We start from the raw sequence: 18401 nt of genomic DNA on the forward strand, positions 1-18401 counted from the left end.
TGCTCGGGTGCCTGAGACAGATCTGACGCCCGAACCCACCGCACCCGCCGCCTCCGCAGCGCCCGCCTGCGTGATCCGACCGATCACGCAGGAGGAATACGCCGCGGAGGCGGCGCTGGTGCACGCGGCCTACGCCGTGAGCACCTACGGCGCGGAGCTCGCCGAAGACGCGGACTGGGGTGCGCTCGAGCGGGACTCCGCCGGCCGGGACGCGCAGGGCCGGATCCTCGTCGCGGCCCGCGGCACCGAGCTGCTCGGCGCCGTCACGGTGCTGCGCGGGGGTGCCCCGTACGCGAAGCTCGCGGCCGCGGGAGAGGCCGAACTCCGCCTGCTCGTGGTGGCACCCGGGGCGCGGGGCGCGGGGATCGGCGCGGCCCTCGCGCGAGCGGGCATCGAAGAGGCGTTGCGCTGGGGGGCCCGCGAGGTGCGGCTCGACACGGGGACGCGGAATCCTGCCGCGCGGCTGTACGAGCGGCTGGGGTTCGTCCGGACCCCGGAGCGCGACCGTGAGCTCGACGGCGCGGGATTCGGTGCGTCGGTGAGCTTCAGCTACGCGCTCCAGGAACGCGCCGACGTCCGCGTCCGCGAGATCCGGGACGAGGAGATCCCCGAGGTGAGCGGGCTCGTCCTCGCGGCGTACCGCGACGACTACGCCCGGTTGCCGGAGGAATACCTTGCCGAGATCGCCGACGTCGCCGCACGCGCCGCCCGGCACCGGGTGTGGGTCGCGGAGGACGCGACGGACGGCACGCTGCTCGCGACGATCACCACGCCGCGTCCCGGCGAAGTGCTGAGCGACGTCGCGCGACCCGGGGAAATGGACCTGCGCCTGCTCGGCGTCGCCGCGGCTGCGCGCGGTCGAGGCATCGGCTCGCTGATGATGCGCCACGGCCTCCGGCTCGGCCGGATCCGCGCGGTGACTCAGGTCGTGCTGAACACGAGCACGGAGATGGTCGCGGCCTACGAGATGTACGACCGGATGGGCTTCTCGCGGCTCTGGGACCGGGAAGCGGAAATCACCCGCGAGGACGGCACGAGCTTCCGGCTCCTCGCCTACGGGATCGACCCCAACCTGGCCCCGCAGGCTCCCGCGCCCCGGGCAGCCTAGCCCGGTCAGAGCCGAAAACGCCGCGAGCCGCGCCCCCGGAAGGGCGCGGCTCGCGGCGTTTTCGGAGGCTAGACGCGTGCGGTCAGCGCCTCGATCGCGCTCTGGAACAGGCGCAGGCCGTCGGTGCCCGAGCTCATGGCCTCGGGGGTGTCCGGGCCGAAGCCGGCCTCGACCGCGTGCTCGGGGTGCGGCATCAGGCCGACCACGTTGCCGCGCTCGTTGCTCAGGCCGGCGATGTCGTTGAGCGAACCGTTGGGGTTCACCTCGGCGTAGCGGAAGGCGATGAGGCCCTCGCCCTCGAGACGCTTCAGCGTCTCGTCGTTCGCCACGTAGCCGCCGTCGCCGTTCTTGAGGGGGATGACGATTTCCTCGTTCGGCTGGAACTGGTGGGTCCACGCGGTGTCGACGTTCTCGACCACGAGACGCTGGTCGCGACGGATGAACTGCTGGTGGGCGTTGCGAATCAGGCCGCCGGGCAGCAGGTGCGCCTCGACGAGAACCTGGAAGCCGTTGCAGATCCCGAGCACGGGCATGCCGCGGTTCGCGGCCGCCACGACCTCGGTCATGATCGGCGAAATCGCTGCGATCGCGCCGGGACGCAGGTAGTCGCCGTAGCTGAAGCCGCCGGGCAGGATGATCGCGTCAACGCTTTGCAGGTCGTGATCCGCGTGCCAGAGCGCCACCGGCTCCGCGCCAGCGATCCGCACCGCGCGCTGCGCGTCGCGGTCATCGAGCGAGCCCGGGAAGGTGACAACGCCGATCCGGGGTGCCATTACTTGGCCTCTGCGGCGGGAACGCCGTCAACGGTGATCGCGACGACGTCCTCGATCACGGAGTTCGAGAGGATCTCGTCGGCGACCTTGCGCACCTCGGCGAGCACGGCGTCCGTGACCTCGCCCTCGACGGTCAGCTCGAAGCGCTTTCCGATCCGGACGTTTTCGAACTTGCCGTGGCCCAGGCGAGCCAGCGCGCCGGTAGTGGCCTTGCCCTGGGGATCGAGCAGCTCGGCCTTGGGCATGACATCAACAACAATCGTGGGCACTGGCGACTCCGGTTTCGCGATTCGAGGATCTGTGGGCGGTGCGGGGGCTCGTGTGCACGAACCGCGCCCGCGCACTAGTCTACCCGGCGTCCGTGGCGCTCGTGACCCGAATGCGGTTGCGCCAGGGATCGTGCACGGTGAGCTCCGCCCCGTCGAACGCGTGAGTGATCCCCCGGGAGTGCACGCGCTCAGTGAGCGCAGCGATCGCGTCGTGATCCGGCAGCTCGATCGTGACCTCGCCCAGCCCGAGCGCGGGGCTCCGCTCCCCGGCACCACGTGACTCCCACGTGTTCATGCCGACGTGGTGATGGTACCCGCCCGCGGACACGAACAGGGCCTGCTGGCCGTAGCTCGCGGTCACCGCAAAGCCCAGGGTGTCCACGTAAAACTGGCGTGCGGCCGCGAGGTCGCCCACCTTGAGGTGTACGTGCCCCACACGGGCCGGCGAATCGGCGACCGCGGCGGCGCCGGCCTCGGTGAGATGCTCGCGCAGGTACGCGTTGGGATCGAGGGCGAGCGTTGCCATCGCGATATCCCCGCTGGGTTCGATCCGCCACACGTCGCGCGGCCGATCCACATACAGCTCTACCCCGTTGCCCTCGGGATCCGCGAAGTAGAACGCCTCGGACACCAGGTGATCGGCGGACCCCTGGAACACCGCCCGCGGTTGCCGGGCGACCGAGTTCACGGCGGACGCCAGATTCGCCGCGGTGTCGAAGAGAAACGCCGTGTGGTACAGCCCCGCAGCCGTGGCGGGAGCGTGGGCGAGGGTGCCGTCCTGGTCGAGCAGCAGGGTGGGGATTCCGCCGCGGCCGAGCACGGCGGTCCCTCGATCCTGCGCGAGAACGGACAGCCCGACGCCACCGTGATAGAACGCGATCATGCGATCGAGGTCCGCGACCGCGAGGGTCACGGGGCCCATCGCGGTCGCGTCGGGCAGGAGGTCAGCTGCGGTCGGCATGTGGGGAGTAACGCCCGCTCCCCGCACGCTATTCCGCGGCGGTTACGCTCCCGTTGTCAGCCGGTCCGACAGTTCCTGGTACCGCGCACGCGTCTGGGCCACGATGTTTTCGGGCAGCACCGGGGGCTCACCCGTGCGATCCCAATTCGCGGCGAGCCAGTTGCGCACGATCTGCTTGTCGAACGACGCGAGCCGCTCTGCGCGGGGCAACGCCTCGTTCTCGTATGCAGCCGCATCCCAGTAGCGGGACGAATCGCTCGTCAGGACCTCGTCGGCGAGCACCAGCTCGCCGGTCTGTGGATCGCGGCCGAACTCGAACTTCGTGTCAGCGAGCACGACGCCACGCTCGGCGGCGCGGGCGCGGGCAAAGGTGAAGATCTCGAGCGCCGCATCGCGCAGCGCCGTGGCGACGTCCTCGCCCACCAGCTCGACGCTGCGCTCGAAGGTGATGTTCTCGTCGTGCTCCCCGAGCGGGGCCTTGTACGCGGGGGTGTAGATGGGGGTGTCGAGCAGATCACCGTCGACGATGCCCTCGGGCAGCTCGATCCCACACACCGCACCCGTGCGTGCGTACTCCGCATAGCCCGAGCCGGTCAACGCCCCGCGCACCACGCACTCGATCGGGTACATCTCCAGGCGACGCGACAGCATGGCGCGATCCGCGACCTCGGCCGGCACCTCGGGGATTCCCGCCGCGGGCGCAATCAGGTGATTGGGGCGGTCGAGCTGCGCGAACCACCAGTTCGACAGCGACGTGAGCAGCGCGCCCTTGCCCGGGATCGGCGGTTCGAGGACGTGATCGAACGCGCTGACGCGGTTGCTGGCGACCACGAGAAGCACGGAATCGTTCCCGTCCTCCGGGACGTAGAGGTCGCGCACCTTTCCGGAGTAGGTGTGCGTCCAGCCGGGCAGGTGCAGGGGAGAGGTGAGATCCGTCACCCGCCCATTCTCCCATCTCTCCGGCGGGCCTGTGGACGCTGACCCCACAGTCGGCGCGAACCCGAGCGAGCTCGGGGTGGAAACGGGCTCGTATGCATCAGTTCTGCGACATTCGAGCGAATCGGATCGTGATGTCAGGGGGTGCGGTTAAGGTCGTGAGTAGGTCGGGCGATGTGTGCCCACGGTCTGGTCCGCGTGAGTGAGCATCCGTGAACGAGAGCGCGGCGCACGTCATCCGAATCGCTCAACTCGACATACGCGGAGGAACACCATGATCCCACTGGGGCCGGTTGTGGCGCGAGCCCGGCTGCAGGCGACGCGAGCCGCGGCATGGGTGTACCTTGCCGACGCGGATCGCCGAGCGGAATGGTGGCCCGAGCTGCGCTTGGAACCCCAGGTCGGTGGCGCGATCGGCGAACGCTGGAGTGAAGACACCGGCGAGACGTCGGTCAGCCGGGACGCGAGCGGAACCGTGGACGTGTGGGTTGACGGGCACGCGATCGGCTTCACCTGGCGCGAGGCCGGCGACCAGCGGGACACCGCGGTGCTCTTGACGCTGCGCTCGCAGGGCGACGAGACCGGGATCACGGTCACGGAAACCGGTTTCGATGGCCTGCCGGATTCGGCGGCGCGCGCGGCCGGGTCGCAGGACGGCTGGCAGGTGCTGCTGCGCGACCTGAGCCTCGCCGTGACCGCGGCGGCCGAGTCCGGGACGCTTCCTGCCGTCACGCACCTCACAGCGGCGGAACCGGGCGAACCGGCTCCTGCCGCCGGCGCCGGGTCGACGGATCCGGGCGATGCCGAGCCGCAGCCCGCAACCGCGAGCGCCCACGCGGTGGATCAGACGGGCGAAGCCCCCGCGCTCGACGCTGCCGCAGACGCGACCCCCGCGGAGCACGAGGCCGGCGCCCCGGAATTCGAGAACCCGGCGGCCGAGCCCGCTGCGGCGGCGAGTGCTGAGGCTGAGCCTGCTGCTGAGGCGGCGGGTGCCGAGTCTGCTGAGGCGGAGCCTGCTGAGGCTGCCGAGCCTGCGGAGCCTGCCGATGCGGAGGAGCTCACCGGCTTGGACGACGAGCTGAACGATACCGTGCGCATCGAACGCCTGCCCGCAGCGCCAGCGGCGGCACCTGCGCCCGAGGCGCAGGATCCCGCAGCCGCGGAAGCTCCCGGAGACGCGCCGGAGCTCGACTTCGACGCCCTCATTCGGGGCGACCAGCCCGAGCGCCGCTAGCGGTGCCGGCACCGGGCGACCAGCCTGAGTGCCGCTCACCGCGCCGGGCCGCGCTCACCGCGCTGGCCCCAATGAGCCGTGCTGGCCCCAATGCGCCGTGCTGGCCGCATTGCGCCGTGCTGGCCACATTGGGCGGTGCTGGCTGCTGTGGGGCAGACCACAGAACCGACCCGTTCCGCGCGAAACGACCCGCACACCGCGGGTAGCCGCGTGATGTACGGGTCGTTTCTGGACGAAGGGGTCGGTTCTGCGCCGGAGGGGTGAGCGCTACTCGGCGACGCGCGCCGCGATGTCCGTGCGGTGCTGCGACCCCTCGAGGGTGATCGCGTCGACCCCGGCATAGGCGCGATCCCGCGCCTCGCCGAAGCTCGTGCCGCGAGCGACCACCCCGAGCACGCGCCCGCCAGTCGAGACCCACCCGCCCGCGGCGTCACGCTCGGTCGCGGCGTGCACCACGTGCACGCCCGGCACCTCGGCGGCGGCATCGAGCCCGGCGATCGGACGGCCGGTCGTCACGTCCCCGGGGTAGCCCTCGCTCGCGATCACGACGATCACGGCCGGGTCCGCGGAAAACTCGGGGGCCGGCTGATCGGCGAGTACACCGTTCGCGGCGGCGAGCAGGTACTGGCTCAGCGGCGACTCCAGCCGCGCGAGCACCACCTGTGTCTCGGGATCGCCGAAGCGGGCGTTGAACTCGATGACCCGCACCCCCCGGGACGTGACGATCAACCCACAGTAGAGCAGACCGATAAACGGGGTGCCCTCGGCCTCGAGCTGCCGCACGGTGGGCAGCGCGACCGTGCGGGTGATCTCCGCGACGAAGTCGTCGGCGACCCAGGGCAGCGGCGAGTACGCGCCCATGCCGCCGGTGTTCGGGCCCTCATCGCCATCGAAGATGCGCTTGTAATCCTGTGCCGGGCTGAGCGGAACGACGTTGTGCCCGTCGGCGAAGAAGAACAGCGACACTTCCTGGCCGTCGAGGAACTCCTCGACGAGGACGTCTCCGTGGGGGGCCCACGTCGCGACGTGTTCCAGCGCGGCGGCGCGGTCGCTCGTCACGAGCACGCCCTTGCCGGCGGCGAGACCATCAGCCTTCACCACGTAGGGGGCGCCAAAATCATCGAGCACGGGGCCGGCGTCCTCGACCGAGGTGACGCGTGCCGCACGTCCGGTGGGAACGTTCGCCGCGTCCATGATGCGCTTCGCGAATGCCTTTGACCCCTCGAGCTGTGCGGCGTCCTGGTTCGGGCCGAACACGGGCACTCCCGCGGCGCGCAGCGGATCCGCCACCCCGGCGACCAGCGGCGCCTCGGGGCCGATCACGACGAGGTCAAAACCGCGCTCGCTCACGAACGCGGACACGGCTGCAGGATCGGTGAACGCCAGCGCGGGCGTCTCCACCCCGCTCGCGGCAACTCCGGCATTGCCCGGCGCGCAGACAATCTCGTGGTCGGCCTCTTCTGCGAGGAGGGCAAGAACGATGGCGTGTTCGCGGGCACCGGGCCCCAGGACGAGGATCTTCACGGGCACCAGCCTACCGGCGGTCGAGTGGGATTCGGGACGCGGCTAGGCTGAGATCGTGGCGAAACGACGGATCTCAGAGGCGGACGGCCGAGCGGCGCTGACCGCGGCGCTGGCGGCTGGCCTCGGCGCGGAAGCCCCCCGCGCCGTGCAAGCGACGGCGATACGGTATCTCCTCGAGGAGCTCGCCGAGCGGGCACCGGGGAACTCGGTCGAGGTACGGGTGCCGCCGTTCGGCGCGGTGCAGTGCGTGGAAGGGCCCCGGCACACGCGCGGCACGCCACCGAACGTCGTCGAGATGGACGGGGCGACCTGGCTCGGCGTCGCGACCGGTGAACTCGATTGGGACGCGGCGGTTGCCGCGGCGCGCATCGTCGCGTCCGGGTCTCGCGCGACACTTGACGGACTACTCCCGCTCGTTCGCACCGGCCGGTGACCCGACCTCGCCGCGCTGACACGATCCACAGTCCGAGCCTGAGACAATAGACGTATGAGTACTCCCGACGCTGCGGCCGCGCAGCCGCAGCAGGATCCCGCATCGCAGAATGCGGCGCAGCCCGAAGCCGCCGCTGGCACCGAGGACGCGGCAACCACGCCGCCCGCCCCGGAGGCCGCGGTGGCACCCGAGGCGGCTGAGGAGGCTGCCGAGCCGGTGATCGTCGCCGCCGAACGCGAGGTCGTGCTGCAGCGTTCCGTCCGGTACGGGCGGCTCCTGATCGGCGGTCTGGTGCTCGGTGCCGTGGTCGCCATGCTTGCCTCGCTCCTGTTCCCGGTCGGGGAGGATGCGGACTACACCCTCGGACAGGCTGCGGGGTTCATGGCGCTCATCGGGGGCGCGATCGGGCTGTTCCTGGGCGGCCTGCTCGCCCTGATCCTCGGGGGCGTCGCTCGCCGTTCGAGCGGGCGCGGGGTCGCAATCCAGTCGGACGTGCGATAATCACGTCACACCGTACGATCGGAGCACACTCATGCTGGGTAACCTCAGTGGCGCACACCTCATCGCCATCCTCTTTGTGATCCTGCTGTTGTTTGGCGCGCCGAAGCTGCCGGGCCTGGCGAAGAGCCTGGGGCAGTCGATGCGCATCCTGAAGAAGGAAGTGCGCAGCGACGATTCCGGCTCCGACGAGCCCACGACCACGTCCCCCGCGCAGCCGCGCGGCACCGACGCTCCCTAGCGACACCCTTTCGATCGGAGTTCCCCCGTATGTTCGGCAACCTGTCCGGCCCCACGCTGCTGGTCATCCTGTTCATCGTGCTGCTGTTGTTTGGCGCACCGAAGCTGCCCGGCCTGGCGAAGAGCCTGGGGCAGTCGATGCGCATCCTGAAGAAGGAAGTGCGCAGCGACAGCACTGAGTCGAGCGATGCCGACGCCGCGCCCAGCACTCCGGCGAAGCCGGCCGCCTCAGAGCCGAGTGCCGCCGACGAGCCGACGCCGGGGAAGCCCACCGACGGGGACGGAACCGCCCGCTCCTAGCCCGGAGCAACGCATCAGGCCCTGAGAACTTCGGTTCTCAGGGCCTGATGCGTTGCTCCGGGGTTAGCTCTCCTGTGTGGCCTCGACCCAGGCGAGGTACTCCTCATCGATGTTGCCGGCAATGTACTCGCCGGTGAAGCAGCTCTGCTCCAGACGCGTGACCTCGGACTGGCCGCCCAGGATCGCGGAGTTCATGCCCTCGACGGTCTGGAACACGAGCCGGTCGCTCCCGATCGCGGCGTTGATCTCGTCGTTCGTGCGGTTGTGCGCGATCAGCTCCGTGCGCGTGGGCATGTTGATGCCGTAGACGTGGGGGAACAGGACGGGCGGGGCGGCGGAGGCGAAGGTCACGCTGCGCGCACCGGCCGCGCGGGCCATCTCGACGATCTCCTTCGAGGTCGTGCCGCGCACGATGGAGTCGTCCACGAGCAGCACGTTCTTCCCGGCAAACTCGGTGCTCATCGCGTTGAGCTTCTGGCGGACGCTGCGCTTGCGCACCGCCTGGCCGGGCATGATGAAGGTGCGGCCCACGTAGTGGTTCTTGAAGAACCCCTCGCGGTAGTCGACGCCGAGCTTCTGAGCCAGCTGCATGGCGCTGGGGCGACCCGAATCGGGGATCGGCATGACCACATCGATATCGCCGGTCGGGATCTCGCGGGCGACGGTCTCGGCGAGCGTTTCGCCGAGACGCAGCCGGGCATCGTAGACCGAGATGCCGCTCAGCACCGAGTCGGGACGCGCGAGGTAGATGTACTCGAAGGCGCAGGGCACCAGTTCGGACGTCTGCGCGCACATCCGCGAGGTCATTGCCCCGTCCGGGGTGATGAGGATGGCCTCGCCCGGGCGGACATCACGAACGATCTCGTAACCGCCGGACTCGAGCACGAGCGACTCGGACGCGACGACCCACTCGTCGCGCCCCGTCTTGCCGGTGCGCTTGCCGAGCACGAGCGGACGGATCCCGAACGGGTCGCGGAACGCGAGCAGGCCGTAGCCCGCGATGAGCGCGATGCTGGCGTAGGACCCCTCGACGCGCTCGTAGACGCGGCTCACGGCGTCGAAGATCTGGTCCTCGTCGAGCGACAGGCCCGCGATGCTGGCCTGGAGTTCGTTCGCGAGGACGTTGAGGAGCAGCTCGGTGTCGGAGTGCGTGTTCAGGTGGCGGCGGTCCACGTTGTAGAGCTCGGCGGTGAGCTCCCGGGTGTTCGTCAGGTTGCCGTTGTGCACCAGGATGATGCCGTACGGGGCACCCACGTAGAACGGCTGCGCCTCTTCTTCCCGGGACGCGTCGCCCCGAGTGGCGTAGCGCACGTGGCCGAGGCCGACGGTGCCCTGCAGCTGGCGCATGTCGCGGGTGCGGTACGCCTCACGAACCTGGCCCTTGGCCTTGACCATGTGGAAGAAGTCGCCCTCGAGTGTGGCGATCCCGGTCGAGTCCTGACCGCGGTGTTGCAGCAGCAACAGGCTGTCGTAGATCTGCTGGTTGACGGGTTCGGACGAAACGATACCGACGATGCCGCACATGCTGTGGAGGTGCTCCCTGAGGGTGGGTGGTGCGCCAGGCCGACGCCCCGCTATTCTCCCACACCCCGCGTGTGCGAACGCGCACGTGAGCGGGAGGAACGCCCGCGCGGGCACGGTAGACTGGGTGCTGTGAGCGAAAACGCGTCGATCTATGCCCAGTCCGGAGTGGATACCGCGGCAGGTGACCTTGCCGTCGAACTGATGAAGTCCGCCGTATCCCGTACCCACGGGCCCGAGGTGCTCGGTGGTGTGGGCGGTTTCGCCGGCATGTTCGACGCCTCCGCGCTGCTCGGGTACAAGCGCCCGCTGCTTGCGTCCTCCACGGACGGCGTCGGCACGAAGGTGGCGATCGCTCAGGCGATGGATAAGCACGACACCATCGGCCAGGATCTCGTTGCGATGGTCGTTGACGACATCGTGGTGGTGGGCGCGAAGCCGCTCTTCATGACCGACTACATTGCCTGCGGCAAGGTCGTCCCGGAGCGCATCGCGGACATCGTCCGCGGCATCGCCGAGGCGTGCGAGGCCACGGGCACCGCGCTGACCGGCGGCGAGACCGCCGAGCACCCGGGGCTGCTCGGTGTCGATGACTACGACGTGGCGGGTGCGGCGACCGGCGTGGTCGAGGCCGACAAGATGCTGCAGCCGGGCCTCGTGCAGGACGGCGACGTGGTGCTCGCGATGGCGGCCTCGGGCCTGCACTCGAACGGCTTCTCGCTCGTGCGGCACATTCTTGCGGAGCGGGGGATCAGCTACACCGATCACAGCGCCGATCTGGGGGCGAGCTACGGTGAGGCCCTGCTGACCCCGACCGCGCTCTACACGGCACCGCTGCTGCGCGTGCTCGAGGATCCGACGCTCGACGGCGCGATCCACGTGCTCAGCCACGTCACGGGCGGCGGCATCGCCGCGAACCTTGCGCGCGTCCTGCCGCAGGGTGCCTGGGTTGAGGTCGAGCGCTCCAGCTGGTCGCCGCTGCCGGTCTTCCGCCACCTCGCGGAACTGGGCGGGCACACGCTCGAGTCGCTCGAGGGTGCCTGGAACCTGGGCATCGGCATGTTCGCGGTCGTGTCCGCCGCGCAGGCCCCGCAGGTTGCCGCGGCGCTGACTGCCGAGGGGTTGCAGACCTGGGTCGCGGGAACGGTGTCGATGGCCGATCGCGATTTCACCGGGTTCGAGCAGGGGGCCAAGGGCGTCGACGGCGGTGCCGTGCGCTTGACCGGCAACTTCGCCTCCTAAACGCCACACGCGTCAGCACGGGGTGCGCCGGGAATCCGGGCGCACCCCGTTCGCGTTCTCCCGCCCCGGTGCCTACCCGCGTTCGGGGGTGCCGGGTGATGCCGCGCGCTGGATCAGGGCGGTCGCGATCGCGGCGAGCCCCTCGCCGCGTCCCGTGAAGCCCAGGTGGTCCGTCGTGGTGGCGGCGAGGGACACGGGTGCGCCGACGAGCTCGCTCATCACGCGCTGCGCCTCCTCCCGCCGGGCAGAAAAGCGCGGCCGGTTCCCGACGATCTGCACGGTCACGTTGACGGGCTCCCAGCCCTGCTCCGCGAGGCGTGCCAGCGCCAGTTGCACAAAGCCGGTACTCGCGGCCCCCTCCGTGCCGGGCTCGTCGACGCCCACGAGTCCGCCAATATCCCCGAGGCCTGCGGCGGAGAGCAGGGCGTCCACGACCGCGTGGCACACCGCATCGCCGTCGCTGTGGCCGGAGAGCCCCGGCTCGCCCGGCCAGTCGAGCCCGGCGAGGCGCAGCGGGGACGCGGGATCGTAGGCGTGCACGTCGAAGCCACTGCCGACCCGGATCACGCCTCGACGTCCAATCCCGCGACGTTCGCGGCAAGGAAGTACTCGAGCAGCGGCAGGTCTTCCGGAGTGGTGAGCTTGTGCGCCCGGAGCTCGCCGGGCACGGTGCGGACCTGCCCCCCGGCGCGCTGCACGACCTCCGCGTCGTCCGTGGGCGGGTGGGTCGCGTGCTCGTCGGGCCGTGCGCCGTGCGCCGTGGCGAGGAGTTCGCGGGGGAACCCCTGTGGCGTCTGCACGGCGACCAGCGGTGCGCGGTCGACGGTTTCGTGGATCACCCCGGCCTCGTCGACGCGCTTCAGCGTGTCAGCGACCGGGAGTGCGGGCACCACGGAGTCGCCCGTTCGCCGGACTTCCATGATGACCCGCTCGAACAGTGCGGCGCTCGCGAACGGGCGTGCGGCGTCGTGCACGAGCACGGTGTCCACGGTGTCGGGCAGTGCTTCGAGGCCGAAGCGCACCGATTCATGCCGCTCGCGCCCTCCGCCCACCACGGACACGTCCCACGCCGAGTCGGAGGGGACGATCGCGTCGATGAGCGCGAGGGTCTGCGCGGCGCGGGCGTCCGGGACGACGATCGCGAGGTGTCCGCTGTGGGGGAGCGAGGTCACGACGCTGATGCCGAACTCGATCAGCGTGCGGCCGTGGAGCTCCACGAAGGCTTTGGGCACTCCCGCACCCAACCGGGTGCCGGATCCCGCGCCGACGAGGACCACGCCCAGCGTGGGAAGCGAATGCCGCGGGTCTGAGGAGTGTGCGCTCATGCTCTCAGGGTAGCGGGGAGCGGCGAATCGCGCCCGTGGACCGCCGTGCGCCACACACGCGAAGCGCCCCCGCACTCGGTGCGGGGGCGCTTCGCGGGCAGGGAACTCCTGCGGGCGTTCCGGCTAGGACGCGAGGACCTCGTCGAGGACCGCGCCGGCCTTCTCTTCGTCCGTCTTCTCGGCGAGCGCGAGCTCGGAGACGAGGATCTGCCGCGCCTTCGCGAGCATGCGCTTCTCGCCCGCGGACAGCGAGCGGACTTCCTGATCGCGACGCCACAGATCGCGCACAACCTCGGACACCTTGATGACGTCACCGGAGGCGAGCTTCTCAAGGTTGGCCTTGTAGCGACGTGACCAGTTGGTCGGTTCTTCGGTGAAGGGGGCGCGAAGCACCTCGAACACGCGCTCGAGGCCTTCCTGATCGATCACGTCGCGTACACCGACGAGATCGCAGTTCTCCGCGGGGACCTCAATGGTGAGATCGCCCTGGTTGACCTGCAGCTTCAGGAACAGCTTTTCTTCGCCACCCAGCTTGCGCTTCTTCACCTCGATGATCTTGGCGGCGCCATGGTGGGGGTAGACGACGGTCTCTCCGACCTCAAATTGCATCGAGTGGCTCCTTTACAGTCCAACCATTAGAATACCACACCGCGTTTCCCCAGTGTTAGGTTTACCTAAGCTGCATCCGCAGTGTGGGGGCGGCTATGATTGAGACTGACTGTGCGCGTCGGTTCGTGGCGCGGCACACACCGATACATCCACGGCTCGGAGGACCACCTTGAAGATTCGGATTGCCTCGTCTATTGCGATCGCGGCAGCTCTTGCCCTCGGGGCTACCGGGTGCAGCCTGATTGCGCCGCAGGGCACGCTCGAGCACTACGCGCCGAGCGATGGCGTGGAAGTGAACCTCGGGAGCGTGGATGTGCGCAACATCCTGCTGATCGCGGACAAGAGCGGCGAGAACTTCAACGTCGTCTTCGGCGCGGTGAACCTCTCTGAGGAGCCGCAGGACATCGCGATCAACTTCATGGGCGAGGGCAGCCAGCAGGCGCGTGCCGAGTTCACCGTGCCGACCGGGAACACCCTGTTCGGGAACCCCGCCGGCGAGGAAGCCCCCGTGCTCGTCTCGATCCCGGGCCTGAAGCCGGGCGCGACCGTCGACGCGTACTTCCAGCAGGCCGGCAGCGACGAGGTGCACCACCGCATTCCCGTGCTCGACGGCACGCTCGAGGAGTACCGCGACTACGTGCTCCCCGCGAACTTCTCGCAGGAGGCGGACGTCTCGAAGGACGCGAAGAAGACCGAGGCGGAGGACGCCGAGGCCGCGCAGTCCACGGTCAACGACCCCGAGAACTAACGCTTCCCGCACCCGCGGCGTGACGCAGGCCCCCAGCACCGAGAGGTGCTGGGGGCCTGCGTCGTCTGGTGGGCTGCCGCGTCTACTTCGCGTCGGATCGTTCCGAGATGCGCAGGTCGAGCGGGAAATCAATGGGTGCTCCGGGAAAGAGCAGTGCGCCGGCGTCAGCGGCGGCCGCGGTGATCGCGGCTGCGACCTGTTCGGCCCGCGATTCCGGGGCGTGCACGATGACCTCGTCGTGCAGGAAGAACACGAGGTGCGCCGCGTGGGCGAAGGTGCGCCCCGAGCTTCCCGCGGCGGGCTCGCCGGGCGCGATCGGCTCGAGCGCGGCCAGGCGGCCCCGGAGACCCCCGAGCCAGGCGAGCGCCCACTCGGCGGCGGTGCCCTGCACGACGAAGTTGCGGGTGAACCGTCCCTGCTCGCGCGCCGCGCGCCGGGCGCGCGCCTCCTCTGCGGGGGTGGCTCCCGGGAGGCTCGCGCGGCCCTGCTCGGCACGCCACTCGGCGGAGGGGAGCGGGGAGGTGCGGCCGAGCCGCGTGGACACCTGCCCGCCGCGTTCCCCGGTGGCCGCTGCGCGGTCGAGCAGCCCCATCGCGGCCGGGTAGCTGCGCCGCAGGCGTGGCGCGAGCCGGCCGGCCTCGCCCGTGGTGGCACCGTACATCGCGCCGAGCATCGCAAACTTCGCTTCGTCTCGCGTCGCGACGGCGCCCGAGGCCACGATCCCGGTGTAGAGGTCCGAGCCGCGGGCGGCGGCGGCCAGCGCGCGGTCGCCGGCCGTGGCCGCGAGGACGCGCGGTTCGAGTTGGGCCACGTCGGCGCTGACGAGCCGCCAGCCGGGGTCGGCGCGCAGCGCTGGCCGGAGTTGCCGGGGGAGTTGCAGCGCGCCGCCCCCGCTCGAAGCCCACCTCCCGGTGACCACGCCGCCCGGCACGTAGACGGGTCGGTAGCGGCCGTCGCGGACCCACTCGTCGAGCCAGGCCCAGCCGTTCGCCGACAGGAGCCGGGCGAGCTTCTTGTAGCTGAGGAGCGGCGCGATTGCCGGGTGCTCGTGCTCCATGAGCTCCCACTTCGACGTTGAGGCGACGTCGATGCCGGCGCTGCGGAGCGAGCGCACCAGTTTGGGCGGTGAGTCGAGGCTGGCGTGCGGGTCCCCGAGGGCGGCGCGCACCTGCTCGCCGAGGGCGATCATGCGCGCGGGCTTCGCGCCTGGGGCGGGCCGTGGCCCGAGCTCGGATTCGAGGATCCGGTTGTGCTCTGCGGCATCCCAGGGGAGGCCCGCGGCCGACATTTCCGCCGCGATCAGGGCCCCCGCGGATTCTGCGGCGAGGAGGATCCGCAGGCCGTGGTGTTCCTGGCTCGCGGCCCGCTGGCGCGTGAACTCGGCGAGCGCGGCGGCGGCGGTGTGCGGCACGCTGTGAGCCTGCTCCGGGGCGGCGCCCAGTTCGAACAGCGTGGCCTCCGGGGCCGCTTCGGCGACCGGGAGTGCGGGGCCCACGGCCCACGCCGTCGCGGCCCGGAGCGGTGCCGGATCCGCCACGTGCGCTGAACCGGTGAGGATCGCGTGGCAGAGTCGCAGATCGTGGCAGCGTGCCACGCGGACGCCGGCGTCGAGCAACGGCCGCACCCAGTGCGGGGTGTCGCTCCAGACCCACCGGACCGTGCCGCGGCGCTCCTGCTCGGCAACGAAGCTCGGGAGTTCGGATCGGGCCAGGGGGATCGCGGTGCCCGCGGCGCCGCTGTCCGAAACCGGGATCGCGAGGCAGGTCGCTGCTCCCGCGGCGCCCACCTCGGCGGTGCCGAGGATCCACCACCGCGGTGCGGCGCGCGGGCGTTCGGGGGCGTCGGAAGTGGGCACGGGCTCAGCGTAGTGCCCGCCACCGACACCGCGTGCGCCCGAGGGACGCCGCCTCAGCCGAAGCGGTAGCCGACGCCCCGGACGGTCGAGATGAGCTTGGGCTGCGACGCTTCTTCCTCGATCCGTGCGCGGATGCGCTTGACGTGGACGTCGAGCGTTTTGGTGTCCCCGTAGTAGTTGCTGCCCCACACCCGGTCAATGAGCTGGCCGCGCGTGAGGACCCGCCCGGAGTGACGCATGAGCATTTCGAGGAGCTCGAATTCGCGCAGCGGCATCGCGATTTCCTCGCCGCGCACGGTGACCGCGTGGCGCTCGGAATCGAGCCGGATCCCGAGCTCGTCGAGCACAAATGCGTCGAGGTTTTCACGCTCCTCTTCGACCGGGCCCGAACGGCGCAGCGCGGCACGCACTCGGGCGAGGAGTTCGCGAGTCGAGTACGGCTTCGTGATGTAGTCGTCCGCGCCCAGTTCGAGGCCCACGACGATGTCGATTTCGCTGTCCTTCGCGGTCAGCATGATGATGGGGACCTGCGAGGTGAGCCGGATCGCCCGGCACACCTCGGTGCCGGGCAGGCTGGGCAGCATGAGATCGAGCAGTACCAGATCGGGCTGCGCCTCGGAGAAGGTGCTGAGCGCCTCCGTGCCATCGTTCGCCACCGTCACCCGGTAGCCCTCGCGCTCCAGCAGGAACGCGAGCGGGCGAGAAATGGATTCCTCGTCTTCGACGAGCAAGATGTGCTGTGCCACTAGTGAGATCCCTTCGGGGAACGGGCCGGCTTCGCGGCCGGGGTGGATCGGGAAGCTTGGGTGCGCTCGGCGGCGGTGCGCACGGCGCGCTTCGCCTTTTTCATGCGCTTCGCGCCCTTCGCGGACTTCTGGGTCTCGTGGAGCGGGAAGGTGAGGGTGAAGCTGGAACCCACGCCCGGCTGCGACCACACGTCGACGTCGCCGCCGTGCGCCCGCATCGTGTGACGGGCGATGCTCAGGCCGAGGCCGGTGCCGCCGTCACCGCGGGTGCGCGCCCCGTCGACGCGGTAGAAGCGCTCGAAGATGCGGGGGAGATGCTCGGCGGCGATGCCCTCGCCCTGATCGGTGACGGTCACGGTGAAGCGATCCCGGTCCGAGCTCATGCCGACGCCGACACGACCGCCCTCGGGCGAGTGGCGCACGGCATTGCTCAACAGGTTTGCGACGGCGGAGGCAAGCGCGGTGGGGCGGCCCAGGATCGTGTCCTCCTGCCCGGCCGCGGACTCGTCGGTGACGACGAGTTCGACCCCGTGCTGCCCCGCGAACGAACGATGCGAATCGACCTCTCCGCGCACGAGGTCGCGGAGCGAAATGGCTTCGCGGTCCTCGGGACGCAACGCGGATTGCGCCTCGGAGAGCTGAATGATGTCGCGGGAGAGCTCGCCCAGGCGCCGCGACTCCTTCACGAGGCTCTTGGTGAACTCGCGCACGAGTTCGGGATCCTCCGCTGCCTGCTGCGTCGCCTCGGCGAGCAGCCCGATTGCCGCGATCGGCGTCTTCAGTTCATGGCTGACGTTCGCGATGAAGTCGCGGCGCATCGCGTTCACCCGCTGTTCTTCCCCGAGATCCTCGGCGAGGATGAGCACGAAGCGGCGCTGGAACCGAACAATGTGGATCCGGACGGTGTCCGCGGGGTTATTGGGATCCGGCTCGTGCGTGTCCGGCACCCCGCTGGACATGACGCGGCGGACGCGGCCCAGCAGCTCCGGCTCGGCGAGTTCGGCGTCACCAATGTGCCGTTCCTCGCGCGCCGTGGGGTTCGCGTACACGGGGGCGAGCGCGGAGTCGAGAATCACCGCAAACGTGTCGATCTCGTCGAGGATCGAGGTCGCCACCTCGGGCAGCTCGGGCCGCATCTCGGCCGCGCGGCGCACGCCCGCCCGCCGGGCGCCCACGATTGCTACCGTGGTACCAGCGCCGATCAGCACGCCGAGTGTGATCGAGGCAAGTACAAGCAAAGCCGGGTCCATGACTCTCATCGTAGAGTGACGATTTCAGGAACCAGCAGAGTTCAACTGTTGTTCACCTCCCGGTGCGGCACGGTTCACCGTGGCCGCTCACACTGGTGAGGGTGCCCGGAGGCGGGATACGAAGAGAGGAAACGACATGCGTGAAGTGTTTCAGCAGTCGCTACGCGAGGTGCAGGATCGGCTCGTCAAGATTGCCGAGCTCGTAGAGATTGCGATCGAGGATGCCACGAGCGCGTTCGGCAACTCCGATGTCGCCGTCGCTGAGCGGGTGATCGACAGCGTCGAGGAGATCGAGACCCTCGCCGGCGAGCTCGACCAGCAGGCGATCGATATCTTGGCGCGGCAGCAGCCGGTGGCATCGGATCTGCGACTCGTCGTGGGGGCCCTCCGCATGAGCTCCTCGCTGGAGCGCATGGCCGATCTCGCGCAGCACATCGCGCAGCTCGCGCGGTACCGCTACCCGGAGAGCGCGATCCCGAAGGGCCTGTCGAAGACGTTCGTGCGGATGGCCGCCCTCGACGTGGAGATGGCTTCCAAACTTGTCGAGCTGCTCCGCACGCAGGACGCCAAGGTGATCGACGAGATCCGCGATCTCGACGACGACCTTGACGAGTTGCACGCGAAGGTGTTCGAGAAGGTGCTCAGCGACAAGCTGGCGGACAACCCGACCGGGGTGGTCGACGCGACCCTCGCGAGCCGGTATCACGAGCGCTTCGGCGATCACGCCGTGGGTGTGGCCAAGCAGATGCAGTTCTTCCTCAGCGGATCGCTGGACTGATCGGCGAATCCGAACGTCACAGAGCCCATCCGTGCCCCTGGCGCGGGTGGG

General features: G+C 70.0%; 21 protein-coding genes. 9 read left to right on the forward strand and 12 right to left on the reverse strand.

The window, feature by feature from the left end:
* Window positions 1-7 precede the first annotated feature (7 nt).
* Window positions 8-1108 carry a GNAT family N-acetyltransferase gene (locus D3230_RS16180; protein ID WP_202343908.1) on the forward strand — a complete coding sequence of 367 codons (1101 nt, stop codon included), beginning with the start codon at window positions 8-10 and terminating at the stop codon, window positions 1106-1108.
* A 68-nt stretch (window positions 1109-1176) separates the two neighbouring features.
* On the opposite strand, the gene purQ is transcribed toward D3230_RS16180, so the two are convergent.
* The 4 genes from purQ to D3230_RS05000 all read right to left on the reverse strand — a co-directional run bounded on the left by purQ (window position 1177) and on the right by D3230_RS05000 (window position 4050).
* Entirely contained in the window at window positions 1177-1881 is a 705-nt protein-coding gene (gene purQ / locus D3230_RS04985) for a phosphoribosylformylglycinamidine synthase subunit PurQ (RefSeq protein ID WP_202343909.1), read from the reverse strand.
* Window positions 1881-2150 carry a phosphoribosylformylglycinamidine synthase subunit PurS gene (gene purS / locus D3230_RS04990; RefSeq protein ID WP_202343910.1) on the reverse strand — a complete coding sequence of 90 codons (270 nt, stop codon included), beginning with the start codon at window positions 2148-2150 and terminating at the stop codon, window positions 1881-1883. Before purS ends, purQ begins: the two co-directional genes overlap by 1 nt.
* Window positions 2151-2229: 79 nt before the next feature.
* The gene (locus tag D3230_RS04995; RefSeq protein ID WP_202343911.1) at window positions 2230-3111 is read right to left on the reverse strand and encodes a VOC family protein; all 882 of its coding nucleotides are present in this window, start codon (window positions 3109-3111) and stop codon (window positions 2230-2232) included.
* A gap of 42 nt (window positions 3112-3153) precedes the next feature.
* Window positions 3154-4050 carry a phosphoribosylaminoimidazolesuccinocarboxamide synthase gene (locus D3230_RS05000; RefSeq protein ID WP_202343912.1) on the reverse strand — a complete coding sequence of 299 codons (897 nt, stop codon included), beginning with the start codon at window positions 4048-4050 and terminating at the stop codon, window positions 3154-3156.
* Between the two features lie 271 nt (window positions 4051-4321).
* Between D3230_RS05000 and D3230_RS05005 the strand changes: the two genes are divergently transcribed.
* Window positions 4322-5281 (forward strand): SRPBCC family protein, encoded by a 960-nt coding sequence (locus tag D3230_RS05005; protein WP_202343913.1) that lies wholly within the window; start codon window positions 4322-4324, stop codon window positions 5279-5281.
* 267 nt (window positions 5282-5548) lie between these two features.
* Here D3230_RS05005 and purD read toward each other — a convergent pair whose 3' ends face one another.
* The gene (gene purD / locus D3230_RS05010) at window positions 5549-6805 is read right to left on the reverse strand and encodes a phosphoribosylamine--glycine ligase (RefSeq protein ID WP_202343914.1); all 1257 of its coding nucleotides are present in this window, start codon (window positions 6803-6805) and stop codon (window positions 5549-5551) included.
* Between the two features lie 55 nt (window positions 6806-6860).
* On the opposite strand from purD, the gene D3230_RS05015 reads away from it, so the two are divergent.
* From D3230_RS05015 to tatA, 4 genes are read left to right on the forward strand one after another with little or no spacing between them, the layout of a single operon-like run.
* Window positions 6861-7238, forward strand: a complete 378-nt coding sequence (locus D3230_RS05015) for a sterol carrier family protein (RefSeq protein WP_202343915.1) — start codon at window positions 6861-6863, stop codon at window positions 7236-7238.
* A 54-nt stretch (window positions 7239-7292) separates the two neighbouring features.
* Entirely contained in the window at window positions 7293-7739 is a 447-nt protein-coding gene (locus tag D3230_RS05020; RefSeq protein ID WP_202343916.1) for a hypothetical protein, read from the forward strand.
* 31 nt (window positions 7740-7770) lie between these two features.
* A complete protein-coding gene (locus D3230_RS05025) occupies window positions 7771-7977 on the forward strand; it encodes a twin-arginine translocase TatA/TatE family subunit (protein WP_087014460.1) in 207 nt (68 codons plus the stop codon).
* A 29-nt stretch (window positions 7978-8006) separates the two neighbouring features.
* On the forward strand, window positions 8007-8276 hold the full coding sequence (gene tatA, locus D3230_RS05030) for a twin-arginine translocase TatA/TatE family subunit (RefSeq protein WP_202343917.1): 270 nt from the start codon (window positions 8007-8009) through the stop codon (window positions 8274-8276).
* 63 nt (window positions 8277-8339) lie between these two features.
* On the opposite strand, the gene purF is transcribed toward tatA, so the two are convergent.
* Entirely contained in the window at window positions 8340-9800 is a 1461-nt protein-coding gene (gene purF / locus D3230_RS05035) for an amidophosphoribosyltransferase (RefSeq protein WP_202343918.1), read from the reverse strand.
* Between the two features lie 129 nt (window positions 9801-9929).
* On the opposite strand from purF, the gene purM reads away from it, so the two are divergent.
* The gene (gene purM, locus D3230_RS05040) at window positions 9930-11039 is read left to right on the forward strand and encodes a phosphoribosylformylglycinamidine cyclo-ligase (RefSeq protein WP_202343919.1); all 1110 of its coding nucleotides are present in this window, start codon (window positions 9930-9932) and stop codon (window positions 11037-11039) included.
* Between the two features lie 72 nt (window positions 11040-11111).
* Here purM and ispF read toward each other — a convergent pair whose 3' ends face one another.
* The 3 genes from ispF to D3230_RS05055 form a co-directional block, all read right to left on the reverse strand.
* Window positions 11112-11606: a 2-C-methyl-D-erythritol 2,4-cyclodiphosphate synthase gene (ispF, locus tag D3230_RS05045; protein WP_202343920.1), complete on the reverse strand. Its 495-nt coding sequence runs from the start codon at window positions 11604-11606 to the stop codon at window positions 11112-11114.
* Entirely contained in the window at window positions 11603-12364 is a 762-nt protein-coding gene (ispD, locus tag D3230_RS05050) for a 2-C-methyl-D-erythritol 4-phosphate cytidylyltransferase (protein WP_202343921.1), read from the reverse strand. The genes ispF and ispD overlap by 4 nt, the downstream gene beginning before the upstream one ends.
* A 123-nt stretch (window positions 12365-12487) precedes the next feature.
* On the reverse strand, window positions 12488-12973 hold the full coding sequence (locus D3230_RS05055) for a CarD family transcriptional regulator (RefSeq protein ID WP_087013543.1): 486 nt from the start codon (window positions 12971-12973) through the stop codon (window positions 12488-12490).
* 169 nt (window positions 12974-13142) lie between these two features.
* Between D3230_RS05055 and D3230_RS05060 the strand changes: the two genes are divergently transcribed.
* On the forward strand, window positions 13143-13721 hold the full coding sequence (locus D3230_RS05060) for a DNA modification methylase (RefSeq protein ID WP_202343922.1): 579 nt from the start codon (window positions 13143-13145) through the stop codon (window positions 13719-13721).
* An 82-nt stretch (window positions 13722-13803) separates the two neighbouring features.
* Here D3230_RS05060 and D3230_RS05065 read toward each other — a convergent pair whose 3' ends face one another.
* From D3230_RS05065 to D3230_RS05075, 3 genes are read right to left on the reverse strand one after another with little or no spacing between them, the layout of a single operon-like run.
* Complete coding sequence (locus tag D3230_RS05065) at window positions 13804-15576, reverse strand: bifunctional 3'-5' exonuclease/DNA polymerase (protein ID WP_337249096.1); 1773 nt, start codon at window positions 15574-15576, stop codon at window positions 13804-13806.
* Between the two features lie 53 nt (window positions 15577-15629).
* Window positions 15630-16322 (reverse strand): response regulator, encoded by a 693-nt coding sequence (locus tag D3230_RS05070; protein ID WP_202343923.1) that lies wholly within the window; start codon window positions 16320-16322, stop codon window positions 15630-15632.
* Complete coding sequence (locus tag D3230_RS05075) at window positions 16322-17572, reverse strand: sensor histidine kinase (protein WP_202343924.1); 1251 nt, start codon at window positions 17570-17572, stop codon at window positions 16322-16324. The genes D3230_RS05070 and D3230_RS05075 overlap by 1 nt, the downstream gene beginning before the upstream one ends.
* A gap of 136 nt (window positions 17573-17708) precedes the next feature.
* Here D3230_RS05075 and phoU point away from each other — a divergent pair, with 136 nt between their 5' ends.
* Window positions 17709-18350 (forward strand): phosphate signaling complex protein PhoU, encoded by a 642-nt coding sequence (gene phoU, locus D3230_RS05080; protein WP_202343925.1) that lies wholly within the window; start codon window positions 17709-17711, stop codon window positions 18348-18350.
* The last annotated feature ends 51 nt before the right edge of the window (window positions 18351-18401 follow it).

This window comes from Leucobacter chromiireducens subsp. solipictus, assembly GCF_016758195.1.
Lineage (GTDB): Bacteria > Actinomycetota > Actinomycetes > Actinomycetales > Microbacteriaceae > Leucobacter > Leucobacter solipictus.